The organism is Streptomyces sp. NPDC059989 (genome assembly GCF_042736975.1).
In the GTDB taxonomy this organism is placed as follows: Bacteria; Actinomycetota; Actinomycetes; order Streptomycetales; family Streptomycetaceae; genus Streptomyces.
This window is the reverse complement of the sequence record NZ_JBHWUO010000009.1, coordinates 1-22,007: the sequence shown is the minus strand read 5'-3', so window position 1 is coordinate 22,007 and position 22,007 is coordinate 1. Positions and strand designations below refer to the sequence as shown.

The 22,007-nt window shown below is 72.6% G+C and carries 19 protein-coding genes and 1 pseudogene; 9 read left to right on the top strand and 11 right to left on the bottom strand.

Annotated features, from left to right (window positions below; all coding sequences use genetic code 11):
* Nucleotides 1–56 precede the first annotated feature (56 nt).
* The 3 genes and pseudogenes from ACFWBN_RS10240 to ACFWBN_RS10230 form a co-directional block, all read right to left on the bottom strand.
* Nucleotides 57–584, bottom strand: a pseudogene (locus ACFWBN_RS10240) (lysophospholipid acyltransferase family protein); the annotation flags it as partial.
* The gene (locus ACFWBN_RS10235) at nucleotides 581–1,402 is read right to left on the bottom strand and encodes a GNAT family N-acetyltransferase (protein WP_385173557.1); all 822 of its coding nucleotides are present in this window, start codon (nucleotides 1,400–1,402) and stop codon (nucleotides 581–583) included. The gene ACFWBN_RS10235 and the pseudogene ACFWBN_RS10240, both read right to left, overlap by 4 nt.
* Nucleotides 1,403–1,580: 178 nt before the next feature.
* Nucleotides 1,581–2,843, bottom strand: coding sequence for an extracellular solute-binding protein (locus ACFWBN_RS10230; RefSeq protein WP_385173555.1), 1,263 nt, complete (start codon nucleotides 2,841–2,843; stop codon nucleotides 1,581–1,583).
* A 163-nt stretch (nucleotides 2,844–3,006) separates the two neighbouring features.
* On the opposite strand from ACFWBN_RS10230, the gene ACFWBN_RS10225 reads away from it, so the two are divergent.
* Nucleotides 3,007–3,222: a dodecin gene (locus ACFWBN_RS10225; protein ID WP_385173552.1), complete on the top strand. Its 216-nt coding sequence runs from the start codon at nucleotides 3,007–3,009 to the stop codon at nucleotides 3,220–3,222.
* Between the two features lie 59 nt (nucleotides 3,223–3,281).
* On the opposite strand, the gene ACFWBN_RS10220 is transcribed toward ACFWBN_RS10225, so the two are convergent.
* Entirely contained in the window at nucleotides 3,282–3,773 is a 492-nt protein-coding gene (locus ACFWBN_RS10220) for a hypothetical protein (RefSeq protein WP_385173549.1), read from the bottom strand.
* Nucleotides 3,774–3,831: 58 nt separating this feature from the next.
* Between ACFWBN_RS10220 and ACFWBN_RS10215 the strand changes: the two genes are divergently transcribed.
* The 3 genes from ACFWBN_RS10215 to ACFWBN_RS10205 all read left to right on the top strand — a co-directional run bounded on the left by ACFWBN_RS10215 (nucleotide 3,832) and on the right by ACFWBN_RS10205 (nucleotide 9,057).
* Nucleotides 3,832–4,827 (top strand): LLM class flavin-dependent oxidoreductase, encoded by a 996-nt coding sequence (locus ACFWBN_RS10215; protein ID WP_385173546.1) that lies wholly within the window; start codon nucleotides 3,832–3,834, stop codon nucleotides 4,825–4,827.
* A gap of 60 nt (nucleotides 4,828–4,887) precedes the next feature.
* On the top strand, nucleotides 4,888–7,344 hold the full coding sequence (uvrA, locus tag ACFWBN_RS10210; protein WP_385173543.1) for an excinuclease ABC subunit UvrA: 2,457 nt from the start codon (nucleotides 4,888–4,890) through the stop codon (nucleotides 7,342–7,344).
* 153 nt (nucleotides 7,345–7,497) lie between these two features.
* A complete protein-coding gene (locus tag ACFWBN_RS10205) occupies nucleotides 7,498–9,057 on the top strand; it encodes a protein kinase (protein WP_385173540.1) in 1,560 nt (519 codons plus the stop codon).
* Nucleotides 9,058–9,093: 36 nt separating this feature from the next.
* Here the strand turns inward: ACFWBN_RS10205 and ACFWBN_RS10200 are convergent, their stop codons facing one another.
* From ACFWBN_RS10200 to ACFWBN_RS10185, 4 genes are all read right to left on the bottom strand, one after another.
* Nucleotides 9,094–9,744: a hypothetical protein gene (locus tag ACFWBN_RS10200; protein ID WP_385173537.1), complete on the bottom strand. Its 651-nt coding sequence runs from the start codon at nucleotides 9,742–9,744 to the stop codon at nucleotides 9,094–9,096.
* A gap of 138 nt (nucleotides 9,745–9,882) precedes the next feature.
* Nucleotides 9,883–10,623 carry a succinate dehydrogenase/fumarate reductase iron-sulfur subunit gene (locus ACFWBN_RS10195; RefSeq protein WP_385173534.1) on the bottom strand — a complete coding sequence of 247 codons (741 nt, stop codon included), beginning with the start codon at nucleotides 10,621–10,623 and terminating at the stop codon, nucleotides 9,883–9,885.
* Complete coding sequence (locus tag ACFWBN_RS10190; RefSeq protein WP_385173531.1) at nucleotides 10,620–12,584, bottom strand: fumarate reductase/succinate dehydrogenase flavoprotein subunit; 1,965 nt, start codon at nucleotides 12,582–12,584, stop codon at nucleotides 10,620–10,622. Before ACFWBN_RS10190 ends, ACFWBN_RS10195 begins: the two co-directional genes overlap by 4 nt.
* A 2-nt stretch (nucleotides 12,585–12,586) precedes the next feature.
* Nucleotides 12,587–13,291 (bottom strand): succinate dehydrogenase cytochrome b subunit, encoded by a 705-nt coding sequence (locus ACFWBN_RS10185; RefSeq protein ID WP_385173528.1) that lies wholly within the window; start codon nucleotides 13,289–13,291, stop codon nucleotides 12,587–12,589.
* A 93-nt stretch (nucleotides 13,292–13,384) separates the two neighbouring features.
* Between ACFWBN_RS10185 and ACFWBN_RS10180 the strand changes: the two genes are divergently transcribed.
* Nucleotides 13,385–14,263, top strand: a complete 879-nt coding sequence (locus ACFWBN_RS10180; RefSeq protein WP_385173524.1) for a LysR family transcriptional regulator — start codon at nucleotides 13,385–13,387, stop codon at nucleotides 14,261–14,263.
* A gap of 29 nt (nucleotides 14,264–14,292) precedes the next feature.
* On the opposite strand, the gene ACFWBN_RS10175 is transcribed toward ACFWBN_RS10180, so the two are convergent.
* Entirely contained in the window at nucleotides 14,293–14,940 is a 648-nt protein-coding gene (locus ACFWBN_RS10175) for a TetR/AcrR family transcriptional regulator (protein ID WP_385173521.1), read from the bottom strand.
* Between the two features lie 106 nt (nucleotides 14,941–15,046).
* On the opposite strand from ACFWBN_RS10175, the gene ACFWBN_RS10170 reads away from it, so the two are divergent.
* Nucleotides 15,047–16,114, top strand: coding sequence for an FAD-dependent monooxygenase (locus tag ACFWBN_RS10170; protein ID WP_385173518.1), 1,068 nt, complete (start codon nucleotides 15,047–15,049; stop codon nucleotides 16,112–16,114).
* 51 nt (nucleotides 16,115–16,165) lie between these two features.
* Here the strand turns inward: ACFWBN_RS10170 and ACFWBN_RS10165 are convergent, their stop codons facing one another.
* Complete coding sequence (locus tag ACFWBN_RS10165; RefSeq protein ID WP_385174052.1) at nucleotides 16,166–18,322, bottom strand: putative bifunctional diguanylate cyclase/phosphodiesterase; 2,157 nt, start codon at nucleotides 18,320–18,322, stop codon at nucleotides 16,166–16,168.
* Nucleotides 18,323–18,417: 95 nt separating this feature from the next.
* Nucleotides 18,418–19,239: an SAM-dependent methyltransferase gene (locus ACFWBN_RS10160; protein WP_385174049.1), complete on the bottom strand. Its 822-nt coding sequence runs from the start codon at nucleotides 19,237–19,239 to the stop codon at nucleotides 18,418–18,420.
* Between the two features lie 840 nt (nucleotides 19,240–20,079).
* On the opposite strand from ACFWBN_RS10160, the gene ACFWBN_RS10155 reads away from it, so the two are divergent.
* The 3 genes from ACFWBN_RS10155 (at nucleotide 20,080) to ACFWBN_RS10145 (ending at nucleotide 21,864) form a co-directional block, all read left to right on the top strand.
* Nucleotides 20,080–20,268, top strand: a complete 189-nt coding sequence (locus tag ACFWBN_RS10155) for a hypothetical protein (RefSeq protein WP_385173515.1) — start codon at nucleotides 20,080–20,082, stop codon at nucleotides 20,266–20,268.
* A 36-nt stretch (nucleotides 20,269–20,304) separates the two neighbouring features.
* Nucleotides 20,305–21,075: a hypothetical protein gene (locus ACFWBN_RS10150; protein ID WP_385173512.1), complete on the top strand. Its 771-nt coding sequence runs from the start codon at nucleotides 20,305–20,307 to the stop codon at nucleotides 21,073–21,075.
* A 210-nt stretch (nucleotides 21,076–21,285) separates the two neighbouring features.
* Entirely contained in the window at nucleotides 21,286–21,864 is a 579-nt protein-coding gene (locus ACFWBN_RS10145) for a hypothetical protein (protein ID WP_385173509.1), read from the top strand.
* The last annotated feature ends 143 nt before the right edge of the window (nucleotides 21,865–22,007 follow it).

The following is a 22,007-nucleotide window of genomic DNA, read 5'->3' as shown; positions in this document are numbered from 1 at the left end:
ACGGGCTGTACGGGGACCCGCGCGTCCAGAGCCGACTGGAAGGCGGCCCTGCGGAAGGTGCCCTGGGCCCGCCCGCACCACGTGGAGCCCTCGGGGAAGACGGTGACCCGGTCGCCGGCCAGCAGCGCGCGGGTGACGGCGCCGACGGTGTCGGGCAGGGCGCGGATCCGGTCGCGTTCGATGAAGAGGGTCCCGGCCCGCCCGGCGAGCCGGCCGAGGACCGGCCAGGCGCGGATGTCGCTCTTGGCCAGCATCCGGCAGGGCAGGACGGCGGCGACCAGCGGGATGTCCAGCCAGGAGATGTGGTTGGCGACGACGAGGCGGCCGCCGTCGGGGCCGGGGCTTCCGTGCACGGTGATCCGTATCCCGAAGGCCCGTACCAGCGCGGCCGCCCAGGCCCGCACCACCGCGTGGCGGGGGCGGGCCGGCAGCAGCCGGACCGGTGGCGCGCCCAGGATCCCGGCGAGGATCAGGGCGACGGCCGCGGTGAGCCTGAGCACCGCGTGCGGGATGCTCGCGGTGCCCCCCTCGTGGCCGGCGCAGGCCTCGGGGGTGCAGGGCGAGGTGGGCAGCCAGACGCTCATGCGCCCGGGGCGAGCGAGAGGAAGTGCTTGAGGTAGCGCGGGTTCGTGCGGCGCAGGGAGAGCAGCACGTACAGGTCCGCGCAGCCGAACTCGGCGTCGAGGGCGGGCTCGCCGCAGACCCAGGCGCCCAGGCGCAGGTAGCCGCGCAGCAGCGGGGGCAGCTCCATGCGGGGCGGGAATTCGATGCCCTCGGGGTTCCAGGGGAGGTGCGGGGTGACCCGGTACTCCTGGGGGGCGAAGGCGCGGGCCAGGGCGGCCTCGCGGGTGGCGGCGGCCAGCACCCCGCCGTCGGCGAGCGGTATCGAGCAGCAGCCGGCGAGCCAGTTGTGCCCGGAGCGGTCCATGTAGCGGGCGAGGCCGGCCCAGATGAGGGCGATGACGGCGCCGTTGCGGTGGTCGGGGTGGACGCAGGAGCGGCCGACCTCGACGAGGTCGGGGCGGATGGGGGCGAGGGCGGAGAGGTCGAACTCGCCCTCCGAGTAGAGGCGCCCGGCGACGGCGGCGCGCTCCGGGGGCAGCAGCCGGTAGGTGCCGACGACCTGCTCGGTCTCCTCCTCGACGACGAGGAGGTGGTCGCAGTACGCGTCGAAGGCGTCGGAGTCGAGGCCGGGCTCGGGCCCGTCCAGGCGGGCGCCCAGCTCGCCCGCGAAGACCTGGTGGCGCAGGCGCTGGGCGGCGCGCACCTCGGCCTCGTCACGGGCGAGGCGGACGGCGTAGCGGGGGCCCTGGGCGGGGGCGGCGGGGACCGGAGCCACCACGGGGGCGGCGACCGGGGCGAGGGGGGCGAGGGGGGACGGGGACAGGGGTGCGATGGTCATGGCGGCTCCTGAACCGGGCACGGTGAGCCAGGCCGGCAGGTGTGTGGCCTGGCTCCTTTACTTCTTCCGTGACCGGCTGGATTCGACATGACCGCTCAGCGGCCCTCGGATGTGCGGACGCTGAACAAGACGCCCCCCCCTCGGTCCCGCCCTCGGTCCCGCCCGGGCCGCGCCGGGGTCAGCGGTCGGAGTTGAGCACCTTGCCGATCGCCTCCGAGGCCGTGCGGGCCGCCTGCTTGGGGTCCTGGCCGGTGAGGGCGGCCGTCATGAAGGGCTTGATCGGGTTCTCGGCCTCGATCTCGGCCCAGCGGGCGGAGTTCGGGGTGGCCCGGCCCTGGGCGGCTCCGGGGGCCATGCTGGCGGCGCCCTCGTTGCCCTCGACGACGTGGGCGAGGGTGGTCTTGTTCGGTACGTAGCTCATCGTGCGGGCGAGTTCGGTCTGCCACTGCTCGCTGACCAGGGCCGTGATCACGTCGACGGCGTGCTTACGCTGCTTCGTGCGCTCCGGGATGATCAGGTCGGAGCCGCCGGTCAGCACGGACCCCACCTTGTCGGAGGTCTTGCCGGGGATCGGGAAGAAGCCGAGCTTTCCCTTGAGGGCGGGGTTGGCCGCTTCGATCGCGGCCGCCTGGCCGGGCGGGGCGATGATCTGGGCGACCTGACCGCGGGCGAAGACCTCGGACTGCGGGGGCGTCTCCTCGTCGGCGCCCTTGGGGCCGTCGCCCAGGGCCTGGAGCTGCTTGTAGAAGTCCATGCCGGCCAGGGCCTTCTCGTCGTCGAGGGTGCCGCGCCACTGGCCGCTGGTGTCGACGGCGAGTTCGCCGCCCTCGTCCCAGATGAAGCCGGCGAGGACGTACCAGTTCTGGCCCGCGAGGTAGATGCCCTGCTGATCACCCTTGTCGAGCTTCTGGGTGGCTTGGATCCACTCGGCGCGGCTCTTGGGCAGGGACTTGATGCCGGCGTTCGCGAAGAGGTCCTTGTGGTAGATCACGACCCGGTTCGCGGCGTACCACGGCACGCCGTACTGGGCTCCGTTGACGCTTCCCGGGTCGGAGAGGCCCTTGAGCCAGTCCTTGTTGCCCCACTCGCGCAGGCCTTCGAGGGTCAGTTCGGAGAGGCCGCCGGTCTCGATGTACTGGGCGACCTGGGTGTTGCCGACCTCGATGACGTCGGCGCTCTCCGTGGCGGTGCCCTTCAGCACGGCGTTCACCTTCTCGCCGATGCCCGTCCACTCCTGGATCCTGACGTCGAGGTCGACGCCGGGGTGTTCCTTCTCGAAGGTGTCGGTGAACTTGTCGATGAAGTCCTCCGAGGCGCTGCCCTTCATCAGCCAGAGCGTCACCTTCTGCGCGCCTCCGCCCGAGGCGGCCAGCGGGCTGCATCCCGTCAGGGCGGTCGCGGCCGCGAGGGCGGTGCACACGGCGAGGAAGCGCATCTTCACGAAGGTCACCTTCTGGTGGGTCGATGGATGGCTTGAAATTGGCATAGACCAATGGGCGGGTCAAGGGGCTTCCGCTCCGGATTGTTCACGCAAAGTTCGCGGAGCCGGACTTACTGGGGCACCTTAGAACCAGGCCATAGCCACCCACTGTCGGGAGACCCCCATGTCCAATCACACGTACCGGGTGACCGAGATCGTCGGCACCTCCGACGAGGGCATCGATCAGGCCATCCGCAACGGGATCGCCCGGGCGGGACAGACCGTGCGGAACCTGGACTGGTTCGAGGTCGTCCAGGTGCGCGGGCACATCGAGAACGGCGCGATCGCCCACTACCAGGTGGGGCTCAAGGTCGGCTTCCGCCTCGAGGGCGAGGACTGAGCCCGCCCGCGGTCGCCCGCCCCTCCTGACCCCGTCCCCACCACCCCCGTCCGCCGCGCTCAGGTCCGGCCTTCACCCTCCTGGGCGTCCTTGAGCTCGGGCGCCTCCGCCGCCCAGTCCGCCAGGACCACCCGGAAGCCCGCCGCGCGCGCCGCCTGGACGACCAGCTCGTCGTCGTCCACGAGCATGCGCACCTCCCGGCCCCGGGCGATCCGCTGGAGCACCTCCAGCTTGGTCGTCCGGGCCGGCCGGCGGTCCTGGTTGCCGCGCATCCACACCCGGCCCTCGGGCAGGCCGTGCCGGGCGAGCCAGTCCGCCGTGTCCGCGCGGCACCGCTCCGGGCGGCCGGTCAGGTACACCACCTCGCAGTCCGCCGCGCTCTCCACCGCCAGCGCCACCCCGCGCCCGAGCGGCGGATCGGCCGGGGCCGCACCGAAGAAGCCGGCCCAGTCGCGCGGGCGGCGCTCCAGGAAGTGCTGGCGGTGACCCGTGTCCGCGAGGGTGTTGTCGATGTCGAAGACGGCCAGCGGCCGGTGCGTGTTCTCGCTCATCCCGCCAGCCTAAGGACCGGGCGGGGAATCCTGGCGGGCTCCGGGCGTTGAGACCTGTGTGATCCGAAAACTCTCGATCCTCGACCGGTCCCGCACCCGCGAGGGACACGAAGCCCCGCAGGCCCTGCGCGACACCGTGGAGCTGGCCCGCGTGGCCGAGGAGCTCGGCTACCACCGGTTCTGGGTGTCGGAGCACCACAGCGTGCCCGGGGTCGCCGGCTCGGCGCCGACCGTGCTGGCCGCCGCGGTCGCGGGGGCGACCCGGCGGATCCGGGTAGGCACGGGCGGGGTCATGCTCCCCAACCACCAGCCGCTGGTGGTCGCGGAGCAGTTCGGGGTCCTGGAGGCGCTGTTCCCCGGCCGGATCGACATGGGGCTCGGCCGTTCGGTCGGTTTCACCAACGGGATCCGGCGGGCCCTGGGCCGCGACACCGGGGACGCCGACCGGTTCGAGGAGCAGCTGGCCGAGCTGCTGGGCTGGCTCGACGGGACCCAGCTCGCCCATCCGGAGGTGCACGCCCGGCCCGCCGAGGGGCTGCGGATACCGGCCTACGTGCTGGCCACCGGCGAGGGGGCCGGGATCGCCGCCCGGGCCGGGCTGCCACTGGTGGTGGGGGACCTGCGAGCCCGCGGCAAGGTCACCGAGGTGGTCGGGACGTACCGCAGGGAGTTCCGGCCCTCGGCCTGGGGCGCGGAGCCGTACGTCGTGGTCTCCGGGACGGTGGCGGTGGCCGCCACCCCGGAGGAGGCCCGGCGGATCCTGGTCCCTGAGGCGTGGTCCCTCGCCCACTCGCGCACCCGGGGCAGCTTCCCGCCCCTGCGCCCGGCCGAGGAGGTCGAGGCCCTGGCGATGACCGCGAAGGAGCGGGAGCTGTACGAGGGCGGGCTGGCCGGGCACATCCACGGCACCGAGGAGCAGGTCGCGGCCGAGCTGGCCGAGGTCGCCGGGCTCACCGGCGCGGACGAACTGCTGGTCACCACCTCCACCTACGACCGGACGGCGCTGCTGGACTCCTACCGCAGGCTGGCGCGGATCACCGGACAAGGGCTCTGACGAGGCCTGGCGGCCTCTGACGGGCCCTGACGTGCCCTGACGGGCTCTAAACTGGGACGAATGCACCGCTCCCCCGATCGCCCCGCCCCCGATCCCCCCGCCGCCGGTCACCCCTCACCCGTCCGCCGCGCCGCCGGATCCTCCCCCGCGCACGATCCCTGCGTACGGGTCCGGGGCGCCCGCGAGCACAACCTGCGCGGCGTCGACGTGGACATCCCGCGCGACGCGCTGACCGTGTTCACCGGCGTGTCCGGCTCCGGGAAGAGCTCGCTGGCCTTCGGCACGCTCTACGCCGAGGCCCAGCGCCGGTACTTCGAGTCCGTGGCCCCGTACGCCCGCCGCCTCATCCACCAGATCGGCGCGCCGAAGGTGGACTCCGTGACCGGGCTGCCGCCGGCCGTCTCGCTGGAGCAGCGCCGCTCCTCCCCCGGCTCGCGCTCCTCGGTCGGCACGGTGACCCTGCTGTCCAACTCCCTGCGCATGCTGTACTCCCGGGCCGGCACCTATCCGCCGGGAGCGGAGCGGCTCGACTCCGACGCCTTCTCCCCCAACACCGCGGCGGGCGCCTGCCCTTCGTGCCACGGGCTGGGCCGGATCCACCGCACCGACGAGGAACTCCTGGTACCCGACCCCGCACTGTCGATCCGTCAAGGGGCCATCGCCGCCTGGCCGGGCGCCTGGCAGGGCAAGAACCTGCGCGACATCCTGGAGGCACTGGGCCACGACGTGGACCGGCCTTGGCGGGAGCTGCCGGCGAAGGACCGCGAGTGGATCCTGTTCACCGAGGAGCAGCCCGTGGTCACCGTGCACCCGGTGCGGGAGGCCGAACGCATCCAACGGCCCTACCAGGGCACGTACATGAGCGCCCACCGCTACGTGATGCGGACCTTCGCGGACAGCAAGAGCGCCACCCTGCGGGCCCGCGCCGAGAGGTTCCTGGCCGATTCGCCGTGTCCGGCGTGCGAGGGGCGGCGGCTGAGGCCCGAGGCCCTGGCCGTGACCTTCGCCGGCCGCGGCATCGCCGAGCTGGCGGCACTGCCGCTGACCGACCTGGACGGCGTACTGACCTCCGCGCACGTGGGCGGGGAGGCGGCTCGGGTACTCGCCGAGGACCTGCGCTCGCGGATCGGACCCGTCGTGGAACTCGGGCTCGGCTACCTGAGCCTGGACCGCACCGCGCCCACCCTGTCCGCGGGCGAGCTCCAGCGGCTGCGGCTGGCGACGCAGCTGCGGTCGGGGCTGTTCGGGGTGGTGTACGTCCTGGACGAGCCGTCGGCGGGGCTGCACCCGGCCGACACCGAGGCGCTGCTCGACGTGCTGGACCGGCTCAAGGAAGCCGGGAACACGGTGTTCGTCGTGGAGCACCACCTGGACGTGGTGCGGCACGCGGACTGGCTGGTGGACGTGGGACCGCGGGCCGGGGAGCACGGCGGGCGGGTGCTGTACAGCGGGCCGCCGCGGGAGCTGGCCGGCGTGGCGGAGTCGGCGACGGCGCGGTACCTCTTCGGGGGGCGCGAGGTGGCGGCGCGGGAGCGGCCGGTGCGGAAGGCGACGGGGGCGGTGCGGCTGAGCGGTGTCGACCGGCACAACCTGCGGGACGTGGAAGCCGAGTTCCCGCTCGGGGTGTTCACGGCGGTGACCGGGGTGTCCGGGTCGGGGAAGTCCACGCTGGTGGGCCAGGTGCTGGCGCGGGAGGTGGGCGAGCGGCTCGCGGAGCCGGACTTTCCGGTACGGCGGCTGGTGGAGGTGGACCAGAAGCCGATCGGCCGGACCCCGCGGTCCAACCTGGCCACGTACACCGGTCTGTTCGACGTCGTGCGGCGGCTGTTCACGGCGGCGCCCGAGTCGAAGGCCCGCGGTTGGAAGGCGGGCCGGTTCTCCTTCAACGTGGCGGGCGGCCGGTGCGAGACCTGCCAGGGCGAGGGCTTCGTCTCGGTGGAGCTGCTGTTCCTGCCCAGTACGTACGCCCCGTGCCCGGAGTGCGGGGGTGCCCGGTACAACGCCGAGACGCTGGAGGTCCGGTACGCGGGGCTGAACATCGCCGAGGTGCTGGGCCTGACGGTGGAGTCGGCGGCCGGTTTCTTCGCGGACGTCCCGGCGGCGGCGCGCAGCCTGCGGGCGCTGGAGGAGATCGGGCTGGGCTACCTGCGGCTGGGACAGCCCGCGACCGAGCTGTCGGGCGGCGAGGCGCAGCGGATCAAGCTGGCCACGGAGCTCCAGAGGCTGCGCCGCGACCACACGCTGTACCTGCTGGACGAGCCGACGACCGGGCTGCATCCGGCCGATGTGCGGGTGCTGCTGCGGCAGTTGCACGGGCTGGTGGACGCCGGGCACTCGGTGGTGGTCGTGGAGCACGACATGGAGGTGGTGGCGGGCGCGGACTGGGTCCTCGACCTGGGGCCGGGCGGCGGCACGGAGGGCGGCCGGATCGTCGCGGCGGGCACGCCGGCGGAGGTCGCCGCCGCGGGTGAGGGCCGTACGGCGGGCTATCTCGCGCGGACGCTGGGACGATCGTGAACCCTTTGATTCAACTTACTTCACGAACAGGCAAGTTGGTGTAGTGGCATTCTGAGCCTGAGTCGGATCGAGGGGGGCGATCCTGCCGGGGTCAAGTCTCCGGGGCGCCCGCGGTCCGCGACGACCCTACGTCTCAGGAGGAGCCAGGTGGGTTTGAGTGGTCTGCGCGCGGGCGACCCGGGGCGGATTGGCGAGTTCACGCTCGTCGGCCGACTGGGTGCAGGCGGTATGGGTGTCGTCTACCTGGCACAGGGTTCCGACGGCCGGCTCGTGGCTCTCAAGCGGTTGCGTGAGGAGCTCGCTTCGGACTCCGAGTTCCGGGCCCGGTTCCGGCGTGAGGCTGCGGCGCTGCTGCGCGTCCAAGGCGCGTGCACGGCACGGGTCTTGGCGGTCGACATCGAGGCGAGCAGCCCGTTCGTCGTCATGGAGTACGTACAGGGCCCGACGCTGGCGGAGCACGTCGGCGAGCACGGGCCGCTGCGCGGCGACATGGCGCACGGCTTCGCCGTCGGGCTCGCCGAGGCACTCGTGGCGATCCACCAAGCGGGCCTGGTGCATCGCGATCTCAAGCCCGGCAACGTGCTGCTGTCGGACCAGGGACCGAAGGTCATCGACTTCGGCATCGCACAGGCCGCCGACGCGACGGCGCTGACCCGCCCCGGTGTCGCGATCGGGACCGTGGGTTTCATGGCACCGGAACAGGTTCGCGGACAGGCCGGCCCTCCGGCCGATGTGTTCGCGTGGGCGCTGACCGTCGCGTACGCCACCACCGGACGGTCGCCGTTCGGCACCGGACCGTCCGAGGCGGTGCTGTACCGGATCCTGCACGACGAACCCGATCTCGACGGCGTTCCCGCGCACATCAAGACACTGCTGACCTCGGCCCTGGCCGGATCACCCGAGCGACGTCCCACACCCGGGCACCTGCTCTCCGAACTGACCGGTGCCAAGGTTCCCGGGTCGATTCCCGACGTCGAGGCTGTCCACACGCTGCTTGCCACCGCGTGGCAGATGCCTGCATCGGGCACGTTGTCGGCTTCCGTGCCGAAGCGGCGCACCACGCAAATCGCCGCCGCGGCGGCTGTGGTGCTCCTGCTCTCGACTGCCGGGATCCTCTGGCGGGTGCTGCCCGATCAAGGTCATCCGGCGGCGTCCGGCACGACTGCGCTTCCGAGCCAGCCGGCGGGCGACGCGTCGTCCTCGCCCCCGACGACCTCGGCGCCGCGTGCGGCTCCTGAAGCGACGCCCCTGGGGGCAACCCCTCGGACGACGGCGCCGTCCACACCGCCGGTGACCCCATCGCCTCCACCCCGGCCGTCATCCTCTGGCTCTACGGGGCCGGTCACCAACACCCACAGCGGGCTGTGTATCGACACCAACGGCCCGCAGCGACCCGGACTCGAGGTGGTGCTCCGCGCGTGCGGGTACTACAGCGGTCAGATCTGGGGCTACGACGGGACGGGCCTGCACCTCACCAACCCTCCCAGCGGCCTGTGTCTCGACACGAACGGCAATCCCACCACCGGCGTCACGGCCGTGCTCAACTCGTGCGGCAACTACAGCGGCCAGCAATGGCGCTACGACCCCGGCAGCAGCCAGTTCGTCAACCCGACAAGCGGCCTGTGCCTGGACACGAACGGCCCGCCGGCACTCAACCTGAACCTGGTGCTCAACCCCTGCGGAAACTACACCGGCCAGCAGTGGCGGATGTGAACGCGGCCTGAGAACCAGCGGCCGCGGACCCAAGGCCTAGGCGTCGCCGGAGAGCAGGTGCTGCGGCCGTTCGCGGAAGCTCCACTGCCCCTGGTGGCGGGTGAACATCCAGACGAGGTCGTAGCGGTCGGGCCAGGTCGCGGGGACGCCCAGGATCTGGTCGGCGCCGAGGGCCCGGACTAGCCTGGGCACGCCGCTGTGCTCCCAGCAGACGAGTACGGGCATCGGGGCGAGCAGCGCGGCGAGGGCGAGGGCGGGTTCGGCGCCGACCGCGAACTCGGTGCGGACGGGGGTGCGCAGCGCGGTGGCCAGTGCCGTCACCGTCTGCTTGCAGCGGGCGGGAGCGGCGGCCTTGCCCCCAGCCGCGAAGACCGCCGCGGGGCGGGGCAGCGCGGACGGGCCTGCCTTCGTGAAGAGGCGGGTGAGCTCCTCGGCCCGCCGCCAGCCGCGTCCGGCGAGCGAGCCCGGGTCGTCCTCGCCCTCCTCGTCCCAGCCGGAGTCACCGGCGTACGGCTTCTCCGCGTGCCGGATCACCATGATCACGGCGTCCGGGGGCCCGGCCTGCGGGCCCTGGACCGGGCGGGCCGGGCCGTCCTGCGCGGAACAGCCGGCCACCGCGAGCGGCGCGAGGGCGGCCGCCAGCACGGTGCGGCGGCTCGGTCCGGACCCTGCGGGGGCGTGTGGCATGCGGCCACTGTTCCCCACGCGCCGGACCCCGCCGGGCCGCGGCGCGGGGTACGGCCCGTACGAGCGCCCGGTCGGCGGATCGGGTAGGCCGATCGGGCCAGCCGATCGGCCCGGGCGGCAGGGCCGGGGCGGCAAGGGTCAGCCCTTGCGGACCGCCCGCAGCCACTCCTTGTTCATGGCGGCGATGGACGGGAGCGGGATCCCCTTGGGGCAGGCCGTGGCGCATTCGCCGGTCAGGGTGCAGCCGCCGAAGCCCTCCTCGTCCATCCGGGCCACCATGTCCAGCACGCGGGTCTCGCGCTCCGGCGAGCCCTGCGGGAGGACGTTGAGGTGGTTGACCTTGGCGGAGGTGAACAGCATCGCCGAGCCGTTGGGGCAGGCCGCCACGCAGGCGCCGCAGCCTATGCACTCGGCGTGCTCGAAGGCGTAGTCGGCGTCGGCCTTGGGCACGGCGGTGGCGTGCGCCTCGGGCGCGGCCCCGGTCGGCGCGGTGATGTAGCCGCCGGCCTGGATGATGCGGTCGAAGGCGCCGCGGTCGACGACGAGGTCCTTGACCACCGGGAAGGCCGAGGCGCGCCACGGTTCGACGTCGATGGTGTCGCCGTCGTCGAAGGACCGCATGTGGAGCTGGCAGGTGGTGGTGCGCTCCGGGCCGTGGGCGTCGCCGTTGATGACGAGGCTGCACGCGCCGCAGATGCCTTCGCGGCAGTCGTGGTCGAAGGCGACCGGGTCCTCGCCGCGCAGGATGAGGTCCTCGTTGAGGGTGTCGAGCATCTCCAGGAAGGACATGTCCTTCGAGATTCCGTCGACCTCGTAGGTGGCCATGGCACCGGGGGCGTCGGGGTTCTGCTGGCGCCAGACGCGCAGGGTGAGCTTCATGCGTAGCTCCGCTGGGTGGGGTGGACGTACTCGAAGACGAGGTCTTCCTTGTGCAGGACGGGGGCGGCGCCGGTACCGCCGAACTCCCAGGCCGCGGCGTACGAGAACTCCTCGTCGCGCCGCTCGGCCTCGCCGTCCGGGGTCTGGGACTCCTCGCGGAAGTGGCCGCCGCAGGATTCGGCGCGGGCGAGCGCGTCGAGGCACATCAGCTCGGCGAGTTCCAGGTAGTCGACGATGCGGTTGGCCTTCTCCAGCGACTGGTTGAACTCCTCGCCGGTGCCGGGGACCTTGATCCGCCGCCAGAACTCGGCGCGGATCTCGGGGATCCGGTCGAGGGCCTTGCGCAGGCCCTCCTCGGTGCGGGCCATCCCGCAGTACTCCCACATCAGTTCACCGATCTCGCGGTGGAAGGAGTCGGGGGTGCGGTCGCCGTCGACGGCGAGCAGCTTCGCGAGCCGCTCGCGGGTCTCGCGTACGGCGGCCAGGGCCTCGGGGTGGCTGTCGTCGACGCTCGCGTGGTGCGGGTGGCGGGCCAGGTAGTCGTTGATCGTGGAGGGGAGCACGAAGTAGCCGTCGGCGAGGCCCTGCATCAGGGCGGAGGCGCCGAGGCGGTTGGCCCCGTGGTCGGAGAAGTTGGCCTCGCCGATCGCGAACAGCCCGGGGACGGTGGTCTGGAGGTCGTAGTCGACCCACAGGCCGCCCATCGTGTAATGCACGGCGGGGTAGATCCGCATGGGGACCTCGTACGGGTTCTCCGCGGTGATCCGCTCGTACATCTCGAAGAGGTTGCCGTACTTCTCGGCGACCTTGTCCCGGCCCATGCGGCGGATGGCGTCGGCGAAGTCGAGGTAGACGCCCTGGCCGCCGGGGCCGACGCCGCGGCCCTCGTCGCAGACGTTCTTGGCGGCGCGGGAGGCGATGTCGCGGGGCACGAGGTTGCCGAAGGAGGGGTAGATCCGCTCCAGGTAGTAGTCGCGCTCCGCCTCGGGGATCTGGGCGGCGGGGCGGTCGTCGCCCTTGGCCTTGGGGACCCATATGCGGCCGTCGTTGCGCAGGGACTCGCTCATCAGGGTGAGCTTGGACTGGTGGTCGCCGGTCCGCGGGATGCAGGTGGGGTGGATCTGGGTGAAGCAGGGGTTGGCGAAGTACGCGCCGCGCCGGTGCGCCCGCCAGACGGCGGTCGCGTTGGAGTTCATGGCGTTGGTGGAGAGGTAGAAGACGTTGCCGTAGCCGCCGCTCGCGAGCACCACCGCGTCGGCGTAGTGGGTGGAGATCTCGCCGCTGATCAGGTCGCGGGCCACGATGCCGCGGGCCACCCCGTCGACCACGATCAGGTCGAGCATCTCGGTGCGGGCGTGCATCTCGACGTTGCCGGCGGCGATCTGCCGGGACAGGGCCTGGTAGGCGCCGAGGAGCAGCTGCTGGCCCGTCTGGCCGCGGGCGTAGAAGGTGCGGGAGACCTGGACTCCGCCGAAGGAGCGGGTGTCGAGGAGGCCGCCGTACTCGCGGGCGAAGGGGACGCCCTGGGCCACGCACTGGTCGATGATCTCAACGGAGATCTGGGCGAGGCGGTGGACGTTGGACTCGCGGGCGCGGAAGTCCCCGCCCTTGACGGTGTCGTAGAAGAGGCGGTGCACCGAGTCGCCGTCGTTGCGGTAGTTCTTGGCGGCGTTGATGCCGCCCTGGGCGGCGATGGAGTGGGCGCGGCGCGGCGAGTCGCTGAAGCAGAACTGGACCACGTGGTAGCCCTGCTCGGCGAGGGTCGCGCCGGCGGCACCGCCCGCCAGGCCGGTGCCGACGACGATGATGGTGTGCTTGCGGCGGTTGGCCGGGTTGACGAGCTTGGCCTCGAAGCGGCGGCGGTCCCAGCGGTCCGCGATGGGGCCTTCGGGGGCCTTGCCGTCGGCGATCGGCTCGCCGGTGGTGTAGCGGGTGTAGTCGCTCACGGGGGTGTCGTTCATGGTCAGTTCACCACTCCGGTCATGACGGCCACGGGGACGGAGACGAAGCCCGCGAAGAGGACGAGGGCCAGGGCATTGGCCAGGAACTTCAGCGTCCGCTCGCGCCGGGCGTTGCCCGCGCCGAGGGTCTGGGCCGCGCTCCAGAAGCCGTGCCGGATGTGCAGGCCGAGGGCGGCCATCGCCACGATGTAGATGGTGTTCCCGTACCAGGTGGAGAAGGTGGCGAGGACGTTCTCGTACGGGTGGCCCGCCCAGGCGCGCTCGTTCACGGTGAGCGTGGTGAGGTCGAGCAGGTGCCAGACGATGAAGAGGGCGAGGATGATGCCGCCCCAGCGCATGGTGCGGGTGGCGTAGCTCGCGCGGCGGCGCTTGTGGGCGTACTTCACCGGGCGGGCCTTGATGCCGCGGCGGCTGAGCTGGTAGGCGGACACGGCGTGCGCGACGACCGCGGCGAGGAGCACCACGCGGACGATCCACAGGGCCCACTCGTGGTGGAGGAAGGGCGAGCCGAGGGTGCGCAGCCAGTGGGCGTAGCCGTTGAACTCGTCCGCCCCGAAGAAGATCTTGAGGTTGCCGAGCATGTGCACGACGAGGTAGCCGAGCATGATCAGGCCGGAGACGGCCATCACGGACTTCTTGCCGACGGATGAGTCCCAGATCGTTCGCGTGGTGGACGGCCGTCGACCCGTCCGCGTTGCCAAAGCCATGACATCGACGGTAAGGACCAAGGTCCCGAAAGGTCCAAGACATGATCGAGCTGATCTCGATAGGGAGTGCCTATCGAGGCGTATCCTGGGACGATGCAGTTCCAACAGCTCCTGTACTTCGTGGCCGTCGCCGAGACCCGGCACTTCACCCGGGCCGCGGAGCGGGTGCACGTGGCCCAGCCCTCGCTCTCCCAGCAGATCAAGGCGCTCGAACGGGAGCTGGGGGCCGAGCTCTTCAGCCGGGCGCGGGGCAACATCGCGCTGACCGACGCGGGCGAGGCGCTGCTGCCGCTGGCCCGCCGGATCCTGGCGGACGCGGACACGGCGCGGCTGGAGGTGCAGGAGCTGGCGCAGCTGCGGCGCGGGCGGGTGCGCCTGGGGGCCACGCCGAGCGTGTGCACGGGCCTGCTGCCGGACGTGCTGCGGGCCTTCCACGCCGCGCATCCGGGCATCGAGCTGCTGATCGAGGAGAGCGGTTCGCTCGACCTCGTACGGGAGCTGGCGCGCGGGGCTCTGGACCTGGCGCTGATCGCGCTGCCGCTGCCGCCCTCGGCTCCGGCGCTGACCACGGTGGAGCTGCTGACGGAGGACCTGGTGGTGGTCTCCTCGGCGGACCGGCCGGCGCCCGGCGGGGGCGGTGAGCTGACCATCTCCGGGCTGCGCGACGAGCCGATGGTGATGTTCCGGCACGGCTACGACCTGCGGGAACTGACCGTGACGGCCTGCCGCGCGGAGGGCTTCGAGCCGGTGTTCACCGTGGAGGGCGGCGAGATGGACGCCGTCCTCGGCTTTGTACGGGCGGGGCTGGGCATCGCGGTGGTCCCGGCGATGGTGGTCGGCCGCGCCGGGCCGGGCCTGCGGGCCACACCCCTCGCCGGCTCCCCGCTGCGCCGCACGATCGCCCTGGCCCACCGCACGGACGTCGCTCCCCCGCGCGCGGCGCGCGAGCTGAAGCGGATGCTGGTGGGCTGACCGGGCCTCGCCGGCCCGACCCCGGAAGGTCAGGCGGTGGTGCGTATGGGCAACACCTGGTCGAGCCCGCCGGCGAGCATCCCGAAGGCCCGGTCGGCGTCGGCCACGGCTGCCGGGTAGGCCTCGTCGGCGCTCTGGCCGGAGTCGATCCGGCGCCAGTTCTCGCGGCCCAGCTCCTGACGGACCGCCACCAGGTGCATGGCCGCGAGCCGGGCGGTGAGCGGCGGGACCGACTCCCCTTCCAGGACCGCCGCGAGCAGTTCCACCTCTCGGTCCGTGTAGCGGGCGAGGCGGGTCTCCAGGCTCGCGGTGGAATAGAGCAGCCGCTCGAAGGCGACCACGTCGGGGTGGTCGCACAGCCCGGTGATCGGGTCCCGCTCGGCGAGGGCGGTCAGGAAGTGCGCGTGCACGGCGGCCGCCGGAGTCTGCCCGGCGGGCCGGTGACGCACGATGCGCGCGGCCTCGTCCTGATGGTCGGCGAACCGGTCGAGGACCAGATCCTCCTTGCTCGGGAAGTACCGGAACAGGGTGGGCTTCGAGACCTCGGCCGCGGCGGCGACGTCCGCCACCGACACGGCGTCGAAGCCTCGTTCCAGGAAGAGTTCCAGCGCCGTGGCCGTCAGCAGGCGACGTGTACGGAGCTTCTTGTTCTCGCGCAGACCCATCGTCTTGTCCATGCTCACGAGCGTACCACAGATTCGTGACCGAGTAATTTTTGTAACCGGGTTGCTTTTCCTCTCGGAAGGGGTTCTCCTTGAGACAACGACGACGAGAGGACTTCCGATGACCGACGTACTGATCGTGGGTTCCGGCCCCACCGGGCTCACCCTGGCGTGCGACCTGGCCCTCCGTGGCATCGGCGTGCGGATCCTCGAACAGCGCTCCGCACCGCACCGCGAGTCCCGCGGCAAGACCCTCAACAGCGGGAGTCTGGAGGTCTTCGGGCGGCTGGGCGTCGCGGAGCGGATGACGGCCGTCGGCGGGGCGGGCCTGGTGTTCCGCAAGTACTTCGACGGCGCCCGGGTGAACGACACCTTCTACGGCGACGGCCTGATCATGGGCCAGTGGCAGATCGAGGAGATCCTGCGCGAGCGGCTCTCGGAGCTCGGTGTGCAGGTCGAGTACGAGTCCCGCCTCGCCGGAATCGGTCAGGACACGGCCGAGGTGACAGCGGAGCTCGCGGACGGCTCGACCGTGCGGAGCCGCTATCTCGCCGGATGCGATGGCGGCCGCAGCCCGACCCGCAAGCTCCTCGGGATCCCCTTCGAGGGGAGTACGGAGGAGGCGGAGATGATGGTGCTCGGCGACGTGACGGCTCCCGGGCTGAGCCGGGAGTTCTGGCACCAGTGGTTCACCTCGGACGGCGGCGCCATGCTGCTCTGCCCGATACCGGGAACCGACATCTTCCAGCTCCAGGCCTCGCGGGAGCTGGACGAGCGGGGAGAGCCGCTGCCGCCCTCCCTGGAGAGCTTCCAGCGGCTGTTCGACCGCCACGCCCGGATGCCGGGGATCCGGCTGGCGGAGCCGACGTGGCTCTCGGCCTGGCGGGTCAACGTCCGCATGGCCGCCCGGATACGCGAGGGCCGGGCCTTCCTCGCCGGGGACGCGGCCCACGTCCACCCCATAGCCGGCGGGCTGGGCATGAACACCGGCATCCAGGACGCGGCAGCCCTCGGCCGGACCCTGGCCGCCGCCCTCTCCGGGCCCGCCGGGGAGGACGTGCTCGGCGCGTACGAGGCGGAGCGCCTGCCGGTGGCGGCCGAGCTGCTGGCCGACACCTCCCGGCGGATGGAGCGGGTCCTGGCCGCGGTCCGTGAGCCGGGCAACGGGACGGAGGCGGGCCTGGACTGAGCGGCGGGCCGCCCGCCGGGCCGGCGGCGAGCGGCCGGCGTCGGCCTTCCCTCAGGAAGCGGTGGGAACGGCGTCCGACAGGGAGAGGGTGTGGATGCGGTCGGGGGCGCCCGGGCGGGCGTAGTACCAGCCCTGGGCGGTGTCGCAGCCGAGTGCGCGGAGCTGGGCGGCCTGGGCCCCGGTCTCCACGCCCTCGACGGTGACGGCGAGTTCGAGGCTGTGGGCCAGGGCGACGATCCCCTCCACGATCTTGACGTCGACCGGGTTGGCCGGGCTCTGCTGCATCCCCTGGGTGAAGGAGCGGTCCAGCTTCAGCACGCTGACGGGGAGGCGGCGCAGGTTGGCGAGGTTCGAGTAGCCGGTGCCGAAGTCGTCGAGCGCGATGTCCACGCCCAGGGCGGCGAGCCGGCGCAGCGGTTCGAGGAGTTCGTCGTCGGCGCCTATCAGCGCCGATTCGGTGACCTCCAGGCACAGCGCGCCCGGGGCGAGGCCCGACTTCTCCAGCACGGCGACCGTGTCGGCGACCAGGCCGGGGTGGTGCAGCTGGGTCGGCGAGAGGTTGACGTTGATCCGCAGGGACGAACCACCGTGTTGGCGCTGCCAGTTGCGGGCCTGGCGGACGGCTTCCTCCAGGACCCAGCGGCCGAGCGGCACGATCAGTCCGGTGCGTTCCGCGAGCGGAATGAATCGGTCCGGACCGAGGACCCCGTACTGCGGGTGCGACCAGCGCACCAGCGCCTCGGCGCCGTGCACGCTGCCGTCGTGCATGTGGACCAGCGGCTGGTACTCGATGAAGAACTCGCCGCGCTCCAGCGCCGCCGGCAGGGCGTTGGTCAGCCCGTGACGGGTGATGGCCCGGGCGTCGGCCTCGGCGTCGGCGAATTCGAAGCGGTTGCCGCCGGCCGCCTTGGCCCGGTACATCGTGATGTCGGCGCTGCGCAGCACCTCTGCCGCGGTGCGTTCGCCGGCCGGTCCCTCGACGATGCCGATGCTGCCGCGCACCGACAGTTCGCGGCCCTCCAGCCGGATCGGCGTGGACAGGGCGGACAGGATGCGGACCGCGAGGTCGGCCGCCTTCTGCTCGGTGTCGGCGCCGGTGGTCAGGGCGACGAACTCGTCGCCGCCGAGCCGGGCGACCACCTCGCCGGGGCCGGTCGCGCAGCTCTGCAGCCGGTCGGCGACCTCCACCAGCAGGCGGTCCCCCGCCGAGTGGCCGAGGCTGTCGTTGACCGTCTTGAACCCGTCGAGGTCCAGGTAGCACAGGCCGAAGCGGCTGCCCCCGGCCCCGCCGAGGGCCTTCTCCAGCCGTTCGAAGAAGAGCGTCCGGTTGGGCAGGCCGGTCAGGGCGTCGTGGGTGGCCTCGTAGCGCAGGCGCAGGTTCAGCAGCCGGCGTTCGGTGGTGTCCTCCATCAGGGCCAGCTGGTACTGCGGCATGCCCTCGGCGTCGCGGAGCAGCGACACCGTCAGGTTGGTCCACAGCACGGTGCCGTCGTGGCGGTAGTACGGCTTCTCCACGCGGTAGCTCTCCCGCTCGCCGCGCACGAGTTCGCCGTACATCCGCCAGACGTGCGGGGTGTCGTCGGGGTGGGCCCACTCGCTGACCTTGCGGCCCCGGACGTGCCCCTCCAGGCCGCCGAACATCTGCAGCAGCGCGTCGTTGACCTCCAGGATGTTGCCTTCGAGGTCGGCGATGCCGATGCCGACGGCCGCCCCCTCGAAGACCGCCCGGAAGCGCTCCTCGCTCGCGTGCAGGGCCTGCTGGGCATCGGTGCGGGCGGTGAGCGCGGAGCGGGCGATGGCCTCCTGCTCCTTGAGGGTGCGCTCGCGCAGGGCCCGGGCGAACCCGGCGGCGATCCCGTGCTGGAGCCGGGCGCAGCGGGCCCGGTACTCCTCGGTGCCCTGCGCGCCGGAGCCGCAGTAGAGCACCAGGTACGACTCGACCACGCCGAGGGTGCCCGCCAGGGCCTCCGGGTCGGTGCAGTGCACGGCCACCAGCTCGGCACCGACCCGCTGGCCGACGACGGCGTCGAACGGCCGGGCGTGCAGGGCCTCGACGAGGGTCCGGGTGAGCGGCACCAGGTGCCGCTCGAACTCGGTCCGCGTCAGCGAGGTCGCCGTGACGGGGAAGATCGCCCGCCCCCAGATGGTCGCGAAGCGGGCGATCCGGTCCTCCAGCCCGCCCTGCGGAGCCGCCACGGAATCGGGCACCGGTGGCGCACCCGCGCCCGCCGCCGGTTCGGGGTCGGCCGCGGCGGAGGGAGCCGCGGCGGCGGCCGGAGCGCCCGCCGTCTGTGCCGGGAGTCTCACGCCTTGCGTCCCACGCCGGCGAAGCCCGAGAAGGCGTAGGGGTCCTCCTGCACGTCGCCGTCCTCCGCGCCGTCCGGACGCCAGTCGGGCATGGACACCAGCCCGGGCTCCAGGATCTCGAACCCGTCGAAGAAGCCTCGGATCTGCTCCCCGGTGCGCATGACGAGCGGGTTGCGGATGTCCCGGTAGACGCCGACGGCCCCGCCCGCGACCTCCTCCGTGAGCGGGATCCCTTCGTAGGAGGCGTGCGTGAGGATCAGCAGGCTGCCGGGGGCCAGCGCCTCGCGCAGCTGGTTCACGGCGGCGTACGGCTCGTCCGTGTCTTCCAGGAAGTGCAGGACGGCGACGAGCAGCAGGGCCACCGGCCGGTCGAGGTCGAGCAGCCGGCCGACCTCGGGGGCGGTCAGGATGTCCTGCGGCTTGCGCAGGTCGGCGGCGATGACGCCGGTGCGTGCGTCGCCCTCCAGGACGGCCCGGCTGTGGGCGACGGCCACCGGATCGTGGTCGACGTAGACCACGTGTGCGTCGGGGGTGGCGGCCTGGGCGATCTCGTGGACATTGCCGAAGGTGGGGATGCCGGAGCCGATGTCGAGGAACTGCGTGACGCCCTCGCCGACGGCGTGCCGGACGGCGCGGCGCATGAATGCCCGGTTGGCCTGCATGATCTTGGGCAGGCCCGGCATGAATTCCATGGCGCGGCGGGCCGCCTGGCGGTCGACCTCGAAATTGTGGGAGCCGCCCAGGTAGTAATCGTAGATGCGGGACACGCTCGGCACCGATATGTCGATGCCTGGCGGGGCCCAGGCCGGGCGCTCCATCGGGGTCTCCAAGCGTTGTTCCTACGGTGGTCCGTGCGGGGCCGGACTCCTGTCCGAGCCGAATGTACTGATCATTGCCCAACGGGGCGAGCAAAAGCGGAAATTGCCGATCCGTTCTTCGTCACACACCAAAGGCCCCGCCGCCGCCCCGCGGTGGGATTGATCGATACCGACACATCCCTTTTGGGAATTGCCCGGTGGGCGATCGGAGTCGCCGCGTGATCGACTCTGGACTGGCTCAAACCTCTACGGTCCGCACTCCACCCGTTCAGGCGAACCACCGCCGACCCTCGCGCGCGCGGGCGTACGCGGGCCCATGATCCCCGGGTGAACAAAGCCTGTGACAGGCGCCTGCTGGTGGTTCCGGTCCTGCTGTGGGCGGCCCTGTCCGCCACCCCGGCCGTGGCTGATAGCTGCGCCTACGCGACGACCGGCTCCGGCGACGGCGCGACCACCGCCGAAGTGGTCGCGGTGGCCGGCAGCGGCGGCCGCGGAGGCGGTCCGGGTGGCGGACATCACGGCGGCAGCCACGGTGGCAGCCACGGTGGCAGCCACAGCGGCGGCCACGGAGGAGCGCATGGAGGAGGCCATCACGGCGGGCACCACTGCCCGCCGCCGCCTCCCCCGCCGTGTCCGCCGAAGCCGACACCGCCACCCAAGCCGACGCCACCACCGAAGCCGACTCCACCACCCCCGAAACCCACCCCGCCGCCCGAGCCCACCCCGCCGCCGCCTCCGCCACCACCGGCCAAACCGGCGCCGAAACCAGTGCCCAAGCCCGTCCCGAAGCCTGTCCCGCCCGCTCCGGCCCCGCCGAAGCCGGCGCCCACACCTCCCCGGGTGATCAAGGCACCCCCATCACCACCACCCGCGCCCACCCCCGTGGTGGTGCCGCCGAAACCGGTGGCCCGTCCGGCGTACCGCGCCCCGGCCCGCAAGCCGGTCGAACACCACGTCTCACCGGTGACCTTCACCCTGCTCACCGCGGCTCCGGCGGTGCTCGCGATCGTCGCGCTGCGCCCCCGCTAGCCCCTCCGCCCCACCTGTGACCGATTGGGAGTCATCTTGTCGGAATGGCTCGTCCTGTCCATCGCGATGGCCGCGGCCTGTGCCGTGGTGCTGTCCATCGCCTTCTTCAACCACCGCCGGATCGGCGAGGACGACGATCCGAACGAAACCCCCGACGTCATCGAGTACATGACGATGATGATCGGTGTGATCTACGCGATCGTGCTGGGCCTGGCGATCGCCGGCGTCTGGGAGGCGCGCGGCGCCGCCCAGGAGTACGTGCGCCAGGAGGCCCAGGCCCTGCACGAGGTCGGCATCCGCTCCGAGGTCTACCCGGCCGAGGTGCGCCGGAAGATCCGGGCCGACGTCGACGCGTACGTGACGTACGTGGTGGACACGGAGTGGAAGGTGATGGCCGACCACGGCAATCTCACGGACCGCGGCGGGGAGCTGCTGGAACGTATCCGCCGGGACGTCACCGACTACGAGCCGCAGACCGACCACGAGGGGCAGGCGTACCAGCCGCTGGTCGACCAGGTCGCCGTGGCGGACGACGCCCGCAGTGCGCGCGGCCAGAGCGCCGGGGCCACCATGCCGGGGGTGGTGTGGTTCGGGCTGATCGCCGGCGCCCTGGTGACGGTGGGCCTCATCTTCACCCTGCAGATCCGGCGGTCGTTCCGGGAACTGCTGCTGGCGGGGCTGTTCAGTGCGCTGATCGCCTTCCTGCTGTTCCTCATCTGGGACTTCGACGCGCCCTTCGGCCGCGGCATCGCCGCCACCGCCGAACCTTTCCTCGCACAGTTCCCGCATCTGGGCCTGGACGACTGACGCACGGCCGTGGAGCCGGGCACCGGGCGGACCCGGGCAAACCGGGGACGGGCCTCCCGTCCCCGGTTCGGCCTACGGCCATGCCCCATTCGCCCGTTCCTGATCGCGGGTCACCGCCCCCGCACCTAGCGTGGCGGACATCGAGGCGCACGACCCCCCACGTGCGGAAACCGTTCCGCGGCTGCTCCTCGGGGATCCGGAGAAACAACCATGGGTGCGATACGTCCCTCCCGCACAGCCCTGCTGAGCGCCGGCGCCACGGCCGCCGTCATCGCGCTCGGCGCCCTCGGCACGCCCGCCGCGACCGCCGCCGGGCCCCGGCAGGTCACCTCGTTCGGCTTCACCATCACCCCGTCCACGGTCGCCCCGGGCGGCCAGACGGTGCTGTCCGTCAGCGGCTGCAACGCCGCCTACGCCACCGCCTCCTCCGGGGTCTTCGACACCGTGAGCATCGCCCGCGGCCAGACCGCACGGGTCACCGTGGACCGGGACGCCCGGCGCGGGGCGGTGTACTCCGTCTCCTTCACCTGCAACGGGGAGACCGGCTCGGCCGACCTGACGATCGCCGGCGGCACGACCCGGCCGACGACGAGTTCGACGCGGGGGGCCACCACCTCCCCGCGGGGCGTCACCACCTCCGCCTCCGCCCGCGGTGTGCGCGGCGGCCTCGGCGGCAGCGTGGCGGGCATGGACCCCGTCGAACTCGGCGCGGGCGCCCTCCTCTTCCTCGCCGCCGCGACCGGTACGGCGTACACGCTGCGCCGCCGCGGAAGCGGCCGCGGCCATTGAGCCGCCGCCCTCCCCCGGCCCGCCATCCCGCCTTCCCAACCGCCGGTCGCCCCCAGGCCGGGCCCGGGCACGGGGCGGCCCGCGGGTTTGCAAGCCGGGCCGGGGGGGTGGGGGGGGCAGGCGCGGCCCCCGAGCGGGCGGCC

Bases quoted from the DNA above. Each gene is read 5' to 3' on its own strand.
- ACFWBN_RS10170 (WP_385173518.1), top strand. From the start codon at position 15,047: ATGACCGACGTACTGATCGTGGGTTCCGGCCCCACCGGGCTCACCCTG.
- ACFWBN_RS10200 (WP_385173537.1), bottom strand. From the start codon at position 9,744: ATGCCACACGCCCCCGCAGGGTCCGGACCGAGCCGCCGCACCGTGCTG.
- ACFWBN_RS10145 (WP_385173509.1), top strand. From the start codon at position 21,286: ATGGGTGCGATACGTCCCTCCCGCACAGCCCTGCTGAGCGCCGGCGCC.
- ACFWBN_RS10225 (WP_385173552.1), top strand. From the start codon at position 3,007: ATGTCCAATCACACGTACCGGGTGACCGAGATCGTCGGCACCTCCGAC.
- ACFWBN_RS10235 (WP_385173557.1), bottom strand. From the start codon at position 1,402: ATGACCATCGCACCCCTGTCCCCGTCCCCCCTCGCCCCCCTCGCCCCG.
- ACFWBN_RS10175 (WP_385173521.1), bottom strand. From the start codon at position 14,940: ATGGACAAGACGATGGGTCTGCGCGAGAACAAGAAGCTCCGTACACGT.
- ACFWBN_RS10185 (WP_385173528.1), bottom strand. From the start codon at position 13,291: ATGGCTTTGGCAACGCGGACGGGTCGACGGCCGTCCACCACGCGAACG.
- ACFWBN_RS10190 (WP_385173531.1), bottom strand. From the start codon at position 12,584: ATGAACGACACCCCCGTGAGCGACTACACCCGCTACACCACCGGCGAG.
- uvrA (WP_385173543.1), top strand. From the start codon at position 4,888: ATGCACCGCTCCCCCGATCGCCCCGCCCCCGATCCCCCCGCCGCCGGT.
- ACFWBN_RS10160 (WP_385174049.1), bottom strand. From the start codon at position 19,239: ATGGAGCGCCCGGCCTGGGCCCCGCCAGGCATCGACATATCGGTGCCG.
- ACFWBN_RS10195 (WP_385173534.1), bottom strand. From the start codon at position 10,623: ATGAAGCTCACCCTGCGCGTCTGGCGCCAGCAGAACCCCGACGCCCCC.
- ACFWBN_RS10180 (WP_385173524.1), top strand. From the start codon at position 13,385: ATGCAGTTCCAACAGCTCCTGTACTTCGTGGCCGTCGCCGAGACCCGG.
- ACFWBN_RS10220 (WP_385173549.1), bottom strand. From the start codon at position 3,773: ATGAGCGAGAACACGCACCGGCCGCTGGCCGTCTTCGACATCGACAAC.